The organism is Pseudomonas sp. AC239 (assembly GCF_979258545.1).
The window spans coordinates 5,339,691-5,354,203 of sequence record NZ_OZ409864.1; the positions used below are offsets into that span (position 1 = coordinate 5,339,691).

A 14,513-nucleotide genomic window follows, 5' to 3' on the forward strand; every position below is an offset into this window, starting at 1 on the left:
CCACCTTGCGTCTGTTCCACACCTCCGACTGGCACCTTGGGCAAAACCTGCACGGCCAGGAGCGCGATTTCGAGCACGCGTGTTTTCTCGAATGGCTGCTGCGCCAGTTGCACTTGGCGCAGCCGGATGTGCTGCTGATCGCCGGGGACATCTTCGATACGGTCAATCCGCCGGTCAAAGCTCAGGAACGCCTTTACGACTTCATCGTCAGCGCTCACGAACAGCAGCCGTTGCTGACCATTGTGATGATCGCCGGCAACCATGATTCCGGCTCGCGGATCGAACTGCCGGCGCCGTTGATGCGGCGTTTGCGTACTCACGCGTTGGGTCGGGTGCTGTGGCTGGATGACGGGCAGCTCGACGCCGAACGTTTGTTGCTGCCGCTGCCGAATGCGCAGGGAGAAATCGCCGCGTGGTGTCTGGCGCTGCCGTTCTTGCGCCCGGCGGAGGTCACTGGCGCGCATCTGGGTGACAACTATCTGCGCGGCATCGGTCAGGTGCATGAATGGCTGATCGCGGCGGCGAATGCCAAGCGCCAGCCCGGTCAGGCGTTGATCGCTATCAGCCACGCGCACATGGCCGGGGGTTCGGTGTCGGAGGATTCCGAGCGCAGCCTGATCATCGGCAATGCCGAAGCGCTGCCCGCCAGCCTGTTCGGCGAAAGCATCAGTTACGTCGCCCTCGGCCATTTGCACAAGCCGCAGAAGGTCAACGGCGAGGAGCGCATCCGCTACAGCGGCTCGCCGATTCCGCTGTCGTTCTCCGAAATCGGTTATCAGCATCAGATTCTCGATGTGGTCCTGGACGGTGAAACTCTGGTCAGCGTGGAGCCGAAATTGATCCCGCGCTCGGTCAATCTGCAACGCATTGGCCCCGCGCCGCTGGCCGAGATCCTGCTGCAACTGGCCGACTTGCCGAACATCGATCTGCTGGCCGAAACCCAGCGCCAGCCATGGCTGGAAGTGCGGGTGCGCCTGGATGAGCCGCAACCGGATCTGCGCCATCAAGTGGAAACCGCACTGCAAGGCAAAGCCGTGCGACTGGTGCGCATCGCCGCTGAATACGCCGGCAATCGTGGCGCCGATGGCAGCGATGACGGCAGCACGTTGATCGAACTCGACCAGCTCACCCCGCAGGAATTGTTCAGCCGCGCCTGGCTCGACAATTACGGCAGCGAGGTCGACGAGCAGACGCTCAAGGACTTTGCCGAACTGCTGCAGGACGTGCAACTGGAGGGCGAGCAGCCATGAAGATTCTCGCCATTCGTTTGAAGAACCTGGCCTCGCTGGCCGGGCCTTTTGAGATCGATTTCACCGCCGAACCGCTGGCCAGCGCCGGCCTGTTCGCAATCACCGGCCCGACCGGCGCCGGCAAAAGCACGTTGCTCGACGCCTTGTGCCTGGCGCTGTTTGGCGCTGTGCCGCGCCTGAACAACACCGGCCGAGATGCGAAAGTCCCGGATGCTGACGGTGAAATCGCCACTGGCGACCCGCGCACTTTGCTGCGGCGTGGCACGGGCGAAGGCTATGCCGAAGTGGATTTTGTCGGCGTCGATGGCCGCCGCTATCGCGCGCGCTGGGAAGCCAATCGCGCTCGCGAGAAGGCTGGCGGCAAGCTCCAGGCCAGTCGGCAGAGCCTGCGCGATATCGATCAGGATCAACTGCTCGCCAGCCAGAAAGGCGAATACAAAACCCAGCTGGAAGCCGCGCTGGGCCTGAACTTTGAACAGTTCACTCGCGCTGTGCTGCTGGCGCAGAGTGAGTTCAGTGCGTTCCTCAAGGCTGACGACAACGACCGCAGTGAACTGCTGGAAAAACTCACCGACACCGCGCTGTACACCCGCCTCGGCCGCCGCGCCTTCGACAAGACCAAAGAGGCCCGCGAAGCCCACAAGCTGTTGCAGGATCAGGCCACCGGTGTGACGCCTTTGGCGCCGGAAGCCCGCGCCGAACTCGACGAGCGCTTCAACACCGCGCAGCAACAGATGAAGGCGCAACAGGCGCAGCTCAAACAGCTTGAGCAACAGCATGCCTGGCTGAAGGATTTGCGTCTGTTGCAGGACGCGCAAAAAGCCGCCAGCGAACAACTGCAAAACGCGCAACAGCAATGGCAGGCACTGGCCGGCGAGCGGGTGAAACTGACGCGTCTGGAACAGCTTGGCCCGCAGCGCCATCAGTTCGCGCGCAAGGCCGAGCTCGATGCGCTGCTGACGCCACTGGCGGCGCAGATTGGTGCACACACCCAACAACACGCGGCGCTGGGTGAACGCCAGACGCAACTGGAACAGAACCTCGACGCAGCCAAAGTCGCTCTGAGCGAAGCACAACAGCGCCAGAGCGAAAACGCGCCGTTGCTGCGTCAGGCATTCGAAGAGCAAAGCACCCTCGCCCGCCTGATCAAGGACACCGCCAGCAGCGCCGAAGCCCGGCAAGCGGCCGAGCAAGCGTTCAAGGATGGCCAGAGCGCGATTCAGGCTTTGCAGGAAAAGCAGACTGAAGTCGCCGAGCGTTTGCAACGCATCGCCGCTGAGCTTGAGCAGAGTGCGCATCTGGCGCCATTGAGCGATGCCTGGAGCGCCTATCGCGATCGTCTGCAACAGCTGATGCTGATCGGCAACCGCTTGAACAAGGGCCAGAGCGAACTGGCCTCCCTCGAACAGAACGCCGCGCGCAGTGCTGAGCAACTGGCCTCGCACAAACAGCAACTGGAAGTGCTGTTCAAAGAGGCTGGCGCAGAGCCCGATGCGGTGGCCGAACAGATCGGCCTGCTCGGCACCTTGCTCCAGGACAACCGCAAACAGCTGCGCGCAATCGAAGACCTGTCGCGCTTGTGGGCGTCTCAGCAGGATCTCGACAAGCGCAGCGCCGAGTTGCAACAACGCCAGCTCGACGCGCAGCAACAACGCGAACGCCTGACCCAGGACGGCGTGAAAACCAAGGCCGAACTGACCGTCGCCGAGCAGACCCTCAGCGTCACTCGCGAACTGCTTGAACGTCAGCGGCTGGCGCGCAGTGCCAGTGTCGAAGAGTTGCGCGCGCAGTTGCAGGACGATCAGCCCTGCCCGGTCTGCGGCAGCAATGAGCATCCCTATCACCAGCCCGAAGCGCTGTTGCAAAGCCTCGGCCGCCACGATGAAAGCGAACAGGCCAACGCCCAGCAAGTGGTCGATCAGCTCAAGGAAAAACTGATTGAGCTGCGCGGCGAAGTCGGTGGCGTGATCGCACAACAGAAAGAGCTGCTGCAGCAACAGGAACAACTGGCGGCGCAGCAACAAGCCTTGGCGCCGAGCCTCGACGCGCATCCGCTGGCCGCGCAACTGTTCAATCAGGACGCCGACAAACGCGACGCCTGGCTCAGCCGCCAGACCGAGCAGTTGAACCAGAGCATCACTCAGGACGAACAACGGCAAAGCGCCCTGCTCACCTTGCAACAGGACGCCGCGCGTCTGTCGCAACAATTGCGTCAGGCCGAAGTGGCGCATCAGCAAGCGACGCAACAGCTGAGCCATCAGCAGCATGAACTCAACAGCGACCGTCAGCGCCTTGAAGAAGAACTCGCCGCGTTCGGCCCGCTGTTGCCCGCCGACACGCTCGAGGCCTTGCGCCTTGAGCCGGCGGCAACGTTCATGCAGTTGGACCGGCAGATCGCCGAGCGTTTGGCCCAGCTCGAGCAGCAAAAGGAAGAACTGAGCGAACAGCAGCAACGCCAACAAACGCTGGAGAAAGAGCAGGATCGCCAGCAGCTGCGCACTCAGCAACTGCACAGCGCCGAGCAGCAATTCACGGCGTTGACCGAGCAACAGCAAAACTGTCAGGAAAAACTCGCGCAGTTACTGGGCGAGCACAGCAGCGCCGAGCATTGGCAGCAGCAACTGGAACACACGGTGGAACAGGCGCGCAGTGCCGAAACCAGCACCGCTGAGGAGCTGCAAAGCGTGCGCACACAGCTGGTGCAAATCGCTGCAGAACTCAAATCGCAGCAGGAACGCTTGCAGGCGATGGAAGCTGAAGACCAGGCGCTCGCCAACAAGATCGCCGAGTGGCGCGCCAGCCATCCGGAACTGGATGACGGCGGCCTGGAAGACTTGTTGAGCGTTGACGACGCCCAAGTCGCTGAGCTACGCCAGACCCTTCAGCACAACGAAAAAGCCATCGAACAGGCCCAGGTCTTGTTGCAGGAGCGCGATCAGCGACTGCTCGATCATCAGGCCCGGCAGGACGGCACTCTTGACGCCGAACAGCTCGACAGCGCCCTCGCCGAGCTGCAAAACCAGTTCGCCGTCAGCGAGCAGCACTGCGCCGAATTGCGCGCCGAACAGGTTGAAGACCAGCGCCGGCAGAACGCCAATCAGGCGCTGGCCCAGCAGATCGCCGAGGCCTACGCCGAGTACCAGCGCTGGGCGCGGCTCAGTGCCTTGATCGGCTCGGCGACCGGCGACACCTTCCGCAAGATCGCTCAGGCCTACAACCTCGACTTGCTGGTGCATCACGCCAACGCGCACCTGCGCCAACTGGTCAAACGCTATCGCCTCAAACGCGGCGGCAGCATGCTCGGCTTGCTGGTGATGGACACGGAAATGGGCGACGAACTGCGCTCAGTGCATTCGCTTTCCGGCGGCGAGACGTTCCTCGTATCGCTGGCATTGGCGCTGGGTCTGGCGTCAATGGCGTCGAGCACGCTGAAAATCGAATCGCTGTTTATCGACGAAGGCTTCGGCAGTCTCGATCCGGAATCGCTGCAACTGGCCATGGACGCGCTCGACGGCTTGCAGGCGCAGGGGCGCAAGGTGGCGGTGATTTCCCACGTGCAGGAAATGCACGAACGCATCCCGGTGCAGATTCAGGTGCGACGCCAGGGCAATGGTTTGAGCACGCTGGAGGTGAAATGAACACGCTGTATTCCTTCCGCCGCTGCCCTTACGCGATGCGTGCGCGAATGGCCCTGCGCTATGCGGGCGTGCCGGTGGAGATCGTTGAGGTCAGCCTCAAGAACAAGCCGGCGGAAATGCTCGCGCTCTCGCCCAAAGGCACGGTGCCGGTGCTGAATGCCGATGGCGTGGTGATTGATGAGAGTCTGCAGATCATGCGCTGGGCGTTGGCGCAGAATGATCCGGATGATTGGTTGCTGGCCGGGGATTCGTTCGCAGCGCTGTGGATGGAAAAACTGATAGAGGGTAATGATCAGATTTTCAAATCGGCATTGAATCGCTACAAGTACGCCGAGCGCTACCCTGAGCAGCCGATGGAGGCTTATCGAGCTGAAGGTGCGTTGTTTCTGCAGAAACTGGATGAGCTACTCGAAGGCCGCGCTTATTTGTTGGCCGATCATCCGAGCCTCGCCGACATCGCCCTGCTGCCCTTCGTGCGCCAGTTCGCTCATGTTGATCGCGAGTGGTTTGCGCAGACGCCTTATGTGCGCTTACAAGCCTGGTTACAGCGCTTGCTCGAATCCGAGCTGTTCACTTCAATCATGAAGAAGTAACTCGATTGATCGTTCCCACGCTCCGCGTGGGAATGCCTCAACGGACGCTCCGCGTTCGGCTTTGGAGGGACGCAGAGCGTCCGGGGCTGCATTCCCACGCAGAGCGTGGGAGCGATCACTGTCTACGCCAGGGCGTTACACATGCCCAGTGCCATGCAATCCACTTCGAACGGTCCGAGGAAATCGACCGCCACCTTGACCGGCGGATTGCCGGCCATCAGCCCCAGCGTGTTCGCTCGTTCAATGTTGTGCGCGATGTTGTGGTTGGCCTCTATGGCCCGAGCCAGGCCGCCCACCGAGCCCTGGCCAAATCCCAACAGTGAAGCGCCGTTGGTCATCAGCGCAAGGCTGGCGATGACCCAGAGTCTGTAGCCTTTCATGCGCCGCCGACTCCTGCGAGTTCGGCCCGGTCAACCATTGCGCTTTGCGAGCGCAGTTCGAACTGGATGCCGGGGTGGGCGACGTCGATCGGAGCGTCGAAGCTGTGTTCCATCTGTGCGCTGATGCTGACGAACAGCACCACGGCCAGGTACAGACCGATGGCCAGGTAGGCGCCGCGTTTGGCGGAAGTGAGGATTGCGCTGGCCATGGTGTTCTCCGTGGGCAAAGGTTTCGATGGCCACAGAATCAATCAAAAAAGCCGGGGTAACCACTCAGGGTTTGCAATGGTGAACATCAGCTTCGTTGATTATTTACCCGCTCTATTCCCTCGCTTGAAGAAACCTATGACCGAATGCCGCGCACCACTGATCGTTCCCACGCGCAAAGTAATGCCTCTTACTGATCGTTTGATCGTACCCACGCTCTGCGTGGGAATGCAGCCGGGGACGCTCCGCGTCCCATGGAACGCGGAGCGTCCCTAGAGGTATTCCCACGCAGAGCGTGGGAACGATCAAAAACGTAGCGCGTGGGAACGATCAGTGGTGTTGAGCGCGCGCAAAAAAGGGCCGTCGAAGGCTGCGATCTTTGACGTAAATCGCAGCCTTCGACAGCCCTTTTCAGGAGACGGGAATTTCAGGCTTGGGTTTTGTGATCCAGCGCGGCGTAGAAGTTGGCGCTTTGTTGCAGGTATTTCTGGGTGTAGCTCTGGGTGTGGGATTTTTTGCTGGCGATTTCGACGTTGGCACCGGCTGGCAATACCACGGTGGCAGAAATGGCGGAAGCGGCGATGACGGAGAAGAGATTGAAGTTCATGGCGGTAACCCTCGTGTTCGTTTGCTTGGTTTACCCGGTCGGGCTGTGAAACAAACGTAACGCTCGAGGGTTGCCTCCTTGAAATCTTTTGTAGCATTAGCCGATATCAGTGCAATTAATACAACGATGCAGGCCCCGCAGACCGGGGCCTGTGGCTTATTGTCGCACCAGGAATTTCAGATCGCTTGGCGCGTCGATCGGCAGTTTTTGCACGGTTTTGCCGAGCAGACCGGTCTTGGCATCGCGTTCAACGACGACAATCTGGTTGCTCTTCTGGTTGGCGATCAAGACGAATTTACCGCTCGGATCGAGGGCAAACTCGCGCGGGTGATCACCTTCGACTGAGCGCTTTTGCAGCTCTTTCAACTGTCCGGTCGCCGGATCAACGCCGAACACTACGAGCTGATTGGCCGTGCCGCGATTGCTCACGTAGAGAAACTTGCCATCAGCCGAGGCATGCAGCGCCGCGCCGGCCTTGTCCGAGGTTGGCTGGCCCGCCGCGAGATCGACCAGTTGCGTCTGGGTCAGTACGCCGTCGTTGTAGTCGAACACGGCAACCTGCGCGCTCATCTCCATGGTCAGCCAAGCGTGCTTGCCATCAGCGCTGAACAGCAGATGACGCGGGCCACTACCGGCCGGCAAGGCTACCGAGGCGGTTTTCGCCGGGGTTAGCGGCAAGTGCGGGTTGGCCTTCGGGTCGTATTGATAGATGAAAACCTTGTCCGCGCCCAAGTCATTGGAGAACACGTAGCGACCGTCGGGTGACGACACCGTCGAGTGCACGTGATTCGAGGCTTGGCGCTCAGGGTTGACCCGACTCGCCGGGTGGCCGCTCATCTGCACCACCGGTTTCAGCTGGCCGTCGGCATCGACCGGCAATACCGCCAGGGTGCCGCCCGGATCTTCCATCACCGAGTAGTTGCTGACGAACAGGTGTTTGGCGTCAGCGCTGAGGCTGGAGTGGGTCGGCTCGTTGCCCAGGCTCTGCACCTGATTGATCAGGCTTAGCGCGTGGGTCTTCGGGTCGATGGCGAAGCTGCTGACACGACCGACCGGGTCAGTCTGGCCCGGGCCGTTTTCGTTGACCACGAACAAGCGCTTCTGGTCTTTCGAGAGGGTCAGCCACGAAGGGTTTTCGGTCTTGACCACTTGCAGCGGCTTGGCGTCGATCTGGCCGGTGGCGCTGTCGAACTGCATGCGGTAGATGCCTTGGCTGGAACCGGCGGTGTACGAGCCGACCAGCAACTGCAAGGTGTCGGCAGAGGCGCTGGAAAGCCCCATCGCGCCGACGCTGCCGGCCATCAGCAAGGGCCAGAAGTTACGCATTTTCATTATTGTCATCCTCATCGTCGCTGCCGCTGACTACGTCGCCGAGGCACACCAGACGATGCTCGCCCGTGGTCTTGGTGTCGCTGGCGTAACCGACGACCAGCCAGCTCTGCAGCGTCTCATCGAACGTCGCTTCCGCGACCTGCGCCGGGGTGAATTCCCAGTGCTTGGCTTCACGGCCATCGATGCATTCGATGTGCAGGTTATCGTCCTCGTCGAGGGCGAATTCGAAGGCGTGCAGGCCATCGATTTCGACCATACCGCAGTGTTCGAGGGCGTTGAGAAGGGTTTGGGCAGTCATGGCAAACAGTCTTTCTAGGGGGAAAGGGCCAATGATAGCCCAATGTGATCCAGAGGCCCCTGCTGGAACCTCTGTGGGAGCGAGCCTGCTCGCGAAGGCGGTGTGCCAGTTAACAAATAACTGGCTGGTAGTCCGCTTTCGCGAGCAGGCTCGCTCCCACCGGGGATTTCCGGTTGGCTTTAGATCGCCTCACGCGATGGCTTGCCATCCACCAGGCGCTGAATCCGCAGCGGGTTGGCGTTTTTCAGCGGTTCGGGCAGCAAGCTGTCCGGGTAGTTCTGGAAGCACACCGGGCGCAGGAAGCGATCGATCGCCAGCGTGCCCACCGAGGTGCCGCGCGCATCGGAGGTCGCCGGGTACGGGCCGCCGTGCACCATCGAATCGCACACTTCGACACCGGTCGGATAACCGTTGAGCAGGATGCGCCCGACCTTCTGTTCCAGCAGTGGCGTCAGTTCGGCGAATTGCTCGAAGTCAGACGGCTCACCAATGATCGTCGCGGTCAATTGACCGTGCAGGCCGTGCAGCGCTGCGCTCAGTTGTGCCTGATCGGCCACTTCGACGATTACCGTGGTCGGGCCGAACACTTCTTCCTGCAGCACTTCGTCACCGTTGATCAACAGGCTGACATCAGCCTTGAACAGCTGCGGCTGCGCTTGGTTGCCCTGCTGCGGATTACCGGCCAGATGCTCGATGCCGCTGTGCGCCAGAAGCTTTTCCAGGCCTTTGCCATAGCTGCCGAGGGTGCCGGCGTTGAGCATGGTTTGCGCCGGTTGATCACCGATCGCAGCGGCGACCTGCTCTACAAACGCGCTGAACTGCGGCGAGCGAATACCGATGACCAGACCCGGGTTGGTGCAGAACTGACCGCAACCCTGCACCACCGAAGCGGTGAGGTCACGCGCAACGGTTTCCGAACGCGTGGCCAGTGCCTGGGGCAGGACGATGACCGGGTTGATGCTCGACATCTCGGCAAACACCGGGATCGGTTGCGGACGTGCAGCGGCCATGTCGCACAAAGCGCGACCGCCCTTCAGCGAGCCAGTGAAACCAACGGCCTGAATCGCCGGATGCTTGACCAGCCATTCGCCGACGCCGCCACCGTAGATCATGTTGAACACGCCGGCAGGCATGCCGGTTTTTTCCGCTGCACGAATGATCGCGTCGGCGACCAGTTCAGCGGTGGCCATGTGGCCGCTGTGCGCCTTGAACACCACCGGGCAACCGGCGGCCAGTGCTGCTGCGGTATCGCCACCGGCGGTGGAGAAAGCCAGCGGGAAGTTGCTCGCACCAAACACCGCAACCGGGCCGAGGCCGATGCGGTATTGGCGCAGATCCGGACGTGGCAGCGGCTGGCGGTCCGGCAAGGCCAGATCGATGCGTGCGCCATAGAAATCACCGCGACGCAGGACTTTGGCGAACAGGCGCATCTGCCCGCTGGTGCGACCGCGCTCGCCCTGAATGCGAGCGGCCGGCAGCGCGGTTTCGCGGCAGACCACGGCGACGAAATCGTCGCCAAGCGCATCCAGTTCATCAGCGACCGAATCGAGGAATTGCGCGCGACGTTCGGCGCTGAGGCTGCGATACGTTGGGTAAGCCGCAGCGGCGGCCTTGGCGGCGGCGTCGACTTCTTCCGCCGTTGCCTGAATGAAATCGTGCGGCAGGGCCTCGCCAGTGCTGGCGTCGACCGAGTGCAGTTTGACGGTGCCGGCGGCGCTGCGCTGACCGCCGATGTAGTTGTGACCGAGAATCTGAGTCATGGGATCTCCTTAAAGGGTGCCGATGCTGTCCGGTTCAAAAGCCGCTTTGACCGGTGCGATACCGTTGACCAGCGGAGCGCCGAAGTCGCCCTGGCTGATTTCGAACGTGTCGCCCGGCTGGGTGCGGATGCCGTCGGCAAACGACAGGGTCGCAGTGCCGAAGAAGTGAATGTGCACGTCGCCCGGACGCAGGAACTGACTGTATTTGAAGTGGTGGTATTCGAGGTTCGCCAGGCTGTGGCACATGTTGGCCTCGCCGCTGAGGAACTCGTTCTGCCAGAGCACTTCGCCGTCACGCAGGATTCGGCTGGTGCCGGCAAGGTGTTGAGGCAATTCACCGGTGCGAAGTTCCGGACCATAACTGCAACTGCGCAATTTCGAGTGCGCCAGGTACAGGTAATTCTTGCGCTCCATGACGTGGTCGGAGAACTCGTTGCCCACCGCAAAACCGAGGCGATACGGTTTGCCGTCGTTGCCGATGACGTACAGGCCGGCCATCTCCGGCTCTTCGCCGGCATCTTCGGCGAACGGCGGCAGCGGGAACGGCTGCCCCGGACGCACGACGATGCTGCCGTCGCCCTTGTAGAACCACTCTGGTTGCACGCCGGCCTGCCCCGCCGCCGGTTTGCCACCCTCCACGCCCCATTTGAAAATGCGCATGGTGTCGGTCATCGCCGCTTCATCGCCGGCCTGCTGGTGCATCTTGTCCCGGGCCGAGGCACTGCCCAAATGGGTCAGGCCGGTACCGCTGACCAGCATGTGTGCCGGGTCCGGGTGATCGAGTGGCGGCAGGATGCGCAGGTCTTTGAGCAACTGCGCGTAGTCGTGGCTGGCGCCGAAGCCGAGGCCTTGTACTTGCTGCTCAAGCGAACCGCCGGCTTCGATCGCGGACAGAGCCAGATCGCGCACGCTGCGCGCGTCCTGCACTTCGCGGACCTGACCGTTGTCGACCACGCCGACCCGGCGCTCACCGTTGGGTAATTCGAATTGAACCAGATGCATGATTTTCTCCTGTTCCATCAAAAACGCCGCCATCCCCTGTGGGAGCGAGCCTGCTCGCGAAAGCGGTGTACCAGTCACCAGCAGTGTTGAATGTGATGGCCTCTTCGCGAGCAGGCTCGCTCCCACAGGGGCCAGTGTTGGTCAGTCAGGTGCGTGTCGCGCCACGGGCGCTGGCGGCGAACTGGTCGACGGGCAGCACATGCTTGCGTTCCAGAACGCGATAAACGATGCCGGTGAGAATCAGTCCGAACACCATCACGCCCGAGAGGAAATACAGCCCCGAAGCCAGATTGCCGGTGTATTCCTTCAACGCGCCGATCACGAACGGCCCGATGTAGCCGCCGAGGTTGCCCACCGAGTTGATCAAGGCAATCCCCGCCGCCGCACTGGCGCCAGCAAAGAAGCGCCCTGGCAAGGTCCAGAACACCGCGGTGCACGAGAACAAGGCAAATGCCACCAGACACAGCGCCGCCAGTTGCGCTACCGGCAGCGACAGCCAGGCACTGAGGAACAGGCCCAGCGCACCGAGCACATAGAGCACCGCCAAGTGGCCGTAGCGATCATTCAAGCGGTCGGAACTGCGCGGAATGATCAGCAGGCCGATGATCCCGAAAATGTACGGCACGGAAGAAACGAAACCGGTGACCAGGTCGCTGCCGCCGAACTGTTTGATCAGCGTCGGCAGCCACAGGCCGAGGCCATAAATGCTCAGGGTCACTGGCAGATAGAACAGCGCCAGCAACAACACGCGTTTGTCTTTCAGCGCATGCAGCGGGTTGCCGTGACGGGTCTGGCCGTATTCCTGCAAATCCTTTTTCAGCTCGCCGGTCAGCCAGTCTTTTTCCGCCTGATCCATCCACTTCACTTGCTGCGGGCCGTCCGGCAGCCAGCGCAGGACCGGCCAGGTCAGCAGGATCGCCGGGGTGCCGATGACGATGAACAGCCACTGCCAGCCGTGCAGACCAAGGATGCCGTCCATGCCCAGCAAACCGCCGGACACGGGACCGGTGATCATCATCGCAATGGGTTGCGAGAGGATGAACAGGCCGAGGATCTTGCCGCGATGGCGCACCGGGAACCACTGGGTGATGTAGTACAGCACGCCAGGGAAGAAGCCCGCCTCGGCCGCGCCGAGCAGAAAGCGCATCACATAGAAGCTGTGCGGCCCTTGCACGAAGGCCATGCCGATGGTGATCGCGCCCCAGGTGATCATGATCCGCGCGAACCATCGCCGCGCACCGAAGCGTTCGAGCATCAGGTTGCTGGGGATTTCGAGAAGAAAGTAACCGATGAAAAACAGCCCGGCGCCGAGGCCATAGGCGGCGTCGCCGATGCCAATGTCGGCGCCCATGTGCAGCTTGGCAAAGCCGACGGCGGAGCGATCCACATAGGCGATCAGGTACAGCAGGATCAGGAAGGGAATCAGTTTCAGTGTGATGCGCCGGACAAGCCGCAATTCCTGGCTCATGAGATCGGTCTCCGATTGTTGTTTTTATAGAACCTCGGGGGACGCCTCTCGCCAAAACAGCCAGGGCCATCCCTCCGTCAAAAACGACTATATAGTAATACTAATTACCCAACAACACTTCCAAAGCGCAGATTTTGAGCTTAGATTAAGCGTCAGCTCGCAAACAATAGTCTTACAATAAGAGAATCGATCATGTCTGATAAGAAACCCACCCTGCGCTCCGCCCAATGGTTTGGCACGGCCGACAAGAACGGCTTCATGTACCGCAGCTGGATGAAGAATCAGGGCATCGCCGACCATCAGTTCCACGGCAAGCCGATCATCGGCATCTGCAATACCTGGTCGGAACTGACCCCGTGCAACGCGCACTTCCGCCAGATCGCGGAGCACGTCAAACGCGGGGTGATCGAGGCCGGTGGTTTTCCGGTGGAATTCCCGGTGTTCTCCAACGGCGAATCGAACCTGCGCCCGACTGCCATGCTCACCCGCAACCTGGCGAGCATGGACGTTGAGGAAGCGATTCGCGGCAACCCGATCGACGGCGTCGTGCTGCTCACCGGTTGCGACAAAACCACTCCGGCGCTGTTGATGGGCGCGGCCAGTTGCGACGTGCCGGCCATCGTCGTCACCGGCGGGCCGATGCTCAACGGCAAGCACAAAGGCAAGGACATCGGCTCGGGCACCGTGGTCTGGCAGCTCAGCGAACAGGTCAAGGCCGGCACCATCACCATCGATGACTTCCTCGCAGCCGAGGGCGGCATGTCGCGTTCGGCGGGCACCTGCAACACCATGGGCACCGCGTCGACCATGGCGTGCATGGCTGAAGCGCTGGGCACTTCGCTGCCGCACAACGCGGCGATTCCGGCTGTGGATGCACGCCGTTATGTGCTGGCGCACATGTCCGGCATGCGTGCGGTGGAGATGGTTCGCGAAGATTTGAAACTGTCGAAGATCCTCACCAAGGAAGCCTTCGAGAACGCCATTCGCGTCAACGCCGCCATCGGTGGTTCGACCAACGCCGTGATTCACTTGAAAGCCATCGCTGGGCGCATCGGCGTCGAGCTGGACCTGGACGACTGGACGCGCATCGGTCGCGGCATGCCGACCATCGTCGACCTGCAACCGTCCGGGCGTTTCCTGATGGAAGAGTTCTACTACGCCGGTGGTTTGCCAGCGGTACTGCGCCGCTTGGGTGAAGCCAATCTGATCCCCAACCCGAACGCGCTGACCGTCAATGGCAAGTCCATCGGCGAGAACACCAAGGACGCGCCGATCTACGGTGAAGACCAAGTGATCCGCACCCTCGACAATCCGATTCGCGCCGACGGCGGCATTTGCGTGTTGCGCGGCAATCTGGCGCCGCTGGGTGCGGTACTCAAGCCCTCCGCCGCCACTGCTGAACTGATGCAGCATCGCGGGCGCGCGGTGGTGTTCGAGAATTTCGACATGTACAAGGCGCGGATCAACGATCCGGAGCTGGACGTCGATAAGGATTCGATTCTGGTGATGAAGAACTGCGGGCCGAAGGGTTATCCGGGCATGGCCGAAGTCGGCAACATGGGTTTGCCAGCCAAGCTGTTGGCAGAAGGCGTGACCGACATGGTGCGTATTTCCGATGCACGCATGAGCGGCACCGCGTACGGCACGGTGGTTCTGCACGTCGCCCCGGAAGCCGCAGCCGGCGGGCCTTTGGCGGCAGTTAAGGAAGGCGACTGGATCGAGCTCGATTGCGCCAGCGGCCGTTTGCATCTGGACATTCCGGATGCTGAACTGGCCGCACGCATGGCTGATCTGCAAGCGCCGCAGCAGTTGTTGGTGGGCGGTTATCGTCAGTTGTACATCGATCACGTGCTGCAGGCAGATCAGGGTTGCGACTTTGACTTCCTGGTCGGTTGCCGTGGTGCCGAGGTTCCGCGTCACTCTCACTAACAGCGCAATTCCCCTGTGGGAGCGAGCCTGCTCGCGAAGAGAGAGTGTC

The 14,513-nt window shown here is 61.5% G+C and carries 12 protein-coding genes; 4 read left to right on the forward strand and 8 right to left on the reverse strand.

All coding sequences use genetic code 11. The annotated features are described in order from the left end of the window. Positions 1-5 precede the first annotated feature (5 nt). From ACZ0AZ_RS24180 to ACZ0AZ_RS24190, 3 genes are read left to right on the forward strand one after another with little or no spacing between them, the layout of a single operon-like run. On the forward strand, positions 6-1,250 hold the full coding sequence (locus tag ACZ0AZ_RS24180; RefSeq protein ID WP_056789434.1) for an exonuclease SbcCD subunit D C-terminal domain-containing protein: 1,245 nt from the start codon (positions 6-8) through the stop codon (positions 1,248-1,250). After that, positions 1,247-4,888, forward strand: coding sequence for an AAA family ATPase (locus tag ACZ0AZ_RS24185; protein WP_463538335.1), 3,642 nt, complete (start codon positions 1,247-1,249; stop codon positions 4,886-4,888). The genes ACZ0AZ_RS24180 and ACZ0AZ_RS24185 overlap by 4 nt, the downstream gene beginning before the upstream one ends. Further along, the gene (locus tag ACZ0AZ_RS24190) at positions 4,885-5,481 is read left to right on the forward strand and encodes a glutathione S-transferase (RefSeq protein ID WP_463538336.1); all 597 of its coding nucleotides are present in this window, start codon (positions 4,885-4,887) and stop codon (positions 5,479-5,481) included. Before ACZ0AZ_RS24185 ends, ACZ0AZ_RS24190 begins: the two co-directional genes overlap by 4 nt. Before the next feature lie 122 nt (positions 5,482-5,603). Here the strand turns inward: ACZ0AZ_RS24190 and ACZ0AZ_RS24195 are convergent, their stop codons facing one another. The 8 genes from ACZ0AZ_RS24195 to ACZ0AZ_RS24230 form a co-directional block, all read right to left on the reverse strand. Next, positions 5,604-5,861, reverse strand: a complete 258-nt coding sequence (locus tag ACZ0AZ_RS24195) for a hypothetical protein (RefSeq protein ID WP_039763921.1) — start codon at positions 5,859-5,861, stop codon at positions 5,604-5,606. Continuing rightward, a complete protein-coding gene (locus tag ACZ0AZ_RS24200; protein ID WP_129999502.1) occupies positions 5,858-6,070 on the reverse strand; it encodes a hypothetical protein in 213 nt (70 codons plus the stop codon). The genes ACZ0AZ_RS24195 and ACZ0AZ_RS24200 overlap by 4 nt, the downstream gene beginning before the upstream one ends. Positions 6,071-6,495: 425 nt before the next feature. Next, positions 6,496-6,675 carry a hypothetical protein gene (locus ACZ0AZ_RS24205; protein WP_016775003.1) on the reverse strand — a complete coding sequence of 60 codons (180 nt, stop codon included), beginning with the start codon at positions 6,673-6,675 and terminating at the stop codon, positions 6,496-6,498. Positions 6,676-6,831: 156 nt separating this feature from the next. Further along, positions 6,832-8,007, reverse strand: a complete 1,176-nt coding sequence (locus ACZ0AZ_RS24210; protein ID WP_129999503.1) for a lactonase family protein — start codon at positions 8,005-8,007, stop codon at positions 6,832-6,834. Continuing rightward, positions 7,994-8,305: a DUF5629 family protein gene (locus tag ACZ0AZ_RS24215; RefSeq protein WP_129999504.1), complete on the reverse strand. Its 312-nt coding sequence runs from the start codon at positions 8,303-8,305 to the stop codon at positions 7,994-7,996. The genes ACZ0AZ_RS24210 and ACZ0AZ_RS24215 overlap by 14 nt, the downstream gene beginning before the upstream one ends. Before the next feature lie 179 nt (positions 8,306-8,484). Further along, positions 8,485-10,065: an aldehyde dehydrogenase (NADP(+)) gene (locus tag ACZ0AZ_RS24220; RefSeq protein WP_039763913.1), complete on the reverse strand. Its 1,581-nt coding sequence runs from the start codon at positions 10,063-10,065 to the stop codon at positions 8,485-8,487. A gap of 9 nt (positions 10,066-10,074) precedes the next feature. Beyond that, positions 10,075-11,067 carry an AraD1 family protein gene (gene araD1, locus ACZ0AZ_RS24225; RefSeq protein WP_463538337.1) on the reverse strand — a complete coding sequence of 331 codons (993 nt, stop codon included), beginning with the start codon at positions 11,065-11,067 and terminating at the stop codon, positions 10,075-10,077. 145 nt (positions 11,068-11,212) lie between these two features. After that, positions 11,213-12,535, reverse strand: coding sequence for an MFS transporter (locus ACZ0AZ_RS24230; RefSeq protein ID WP_024013183.1), 1,323 nt, complete (start codon positions 12,533-12,535; stop codon positions 11,213-11,215). 192 nt (positions 12,536-12,727) lie between these two features. On the opposite strand from ACZ0AZ_RS24230, the gene ACZ0AZ_RS24235 reads away from it, so the two are divergent. Next, positions 12,728-14,464: an IlvD/Edd family dehydratase gene (locus ACZ0AZ_RS24235; RefSeq protein ID WP_024013184.1), complete on the forward strand. Its 1,737-nt coding sequence runs from the start codon at positions 12,728-12,730 to the stop codon at positions 14,462-14,464. Positions 14,465-14,513 lie beyond the last annotated feature (49 nt).

Excerpts from the sequence above, each read along its gene's own strand:
- ACZ0AZ_RS24205 (WP_016775003.1), bottom strand. The coding sequence starts at position 6,675 with ATGAACTTCAATCTCTTCTCCGTCATCGCCGCTTCCGCCATTTCTGCC.
- ACZ0AZ_RS24230 (WP_024013183.1), bottom strand. The coding sequence starts at position 12,535 with ATGAGCCAGGAATTGCGGCTTGTCCGGCGCATCACACTGAAACTGATT.
- ACZ0AZ_RS24190 (WP_463538336.1), top strand. The coding sequence starts at position 4,885 with ATGAACACGCTGTATTCCTTCCGCCGCTGCCCTTACGCGATGCGTGCG.
- ACZ0AZ_RS24215 (WP_129999504.1), bottom strand. The coding sequence starts at position 8,305 with ATGACTGCCCAAACCCTTCTCAACGCCCTCGAACACTGCGGTATGGTC.
- ACZ0AZ_RS24200 (WP_129999502.1), bottom strand. The coding sequence starts at position 6,070 with ATGGCCAGCGCAATCCTCACTTCCGCCAAACGCGGCGCCTACCTGGCC.
- ACZ0AZ_RS24195 (WP_039763921.1), bottom strand. The coding sequence starts at position 5,861 with ATGAAAGGCTACAGACTCTGGGTCATCGCCAGCCTTGCGCTGATGACC.
- ACZ0AZ_RS24220 (WP_039763913.1), bottom strand. The coding sequence starts at position 10,065 with ATGACTCAGATTCTCGGTCACAACTACATCGGCGGTCAGCGCAGCGCC.
- ACZ0AZ_RS24185 (WP_463538335.1), top strand. The coding sequence starts at position 1,247 with ATGAAGATTCTCGCCATTCGTTTGAAGAACCTGGCCTCGCTGGCCGGG.
- ACZ0AZ_RS24235 (WP_024013184.1), top strand. The coding sequence starts at position 12,728 with ATGTCTGATAAGAAACCCACCCTGCGCTCCGCCCAATGGTTTGGCACG.
- araD1 (WP_463538337.1), bottom strand. The coding sequence starts at position 11,067 with ATGCATCTGGTTCAATTCGAATTACCCAACGGTGAGCGCCGGGTCGGC.
- ACZ0AZ_RS24210 (WP_129999503.1), bottom strand. The coding sequence starts at position 8,007 with ATGAAAATGCGTAACTTCTGGCCCTTGCTGATGGCCGGCAGCGTCGGC.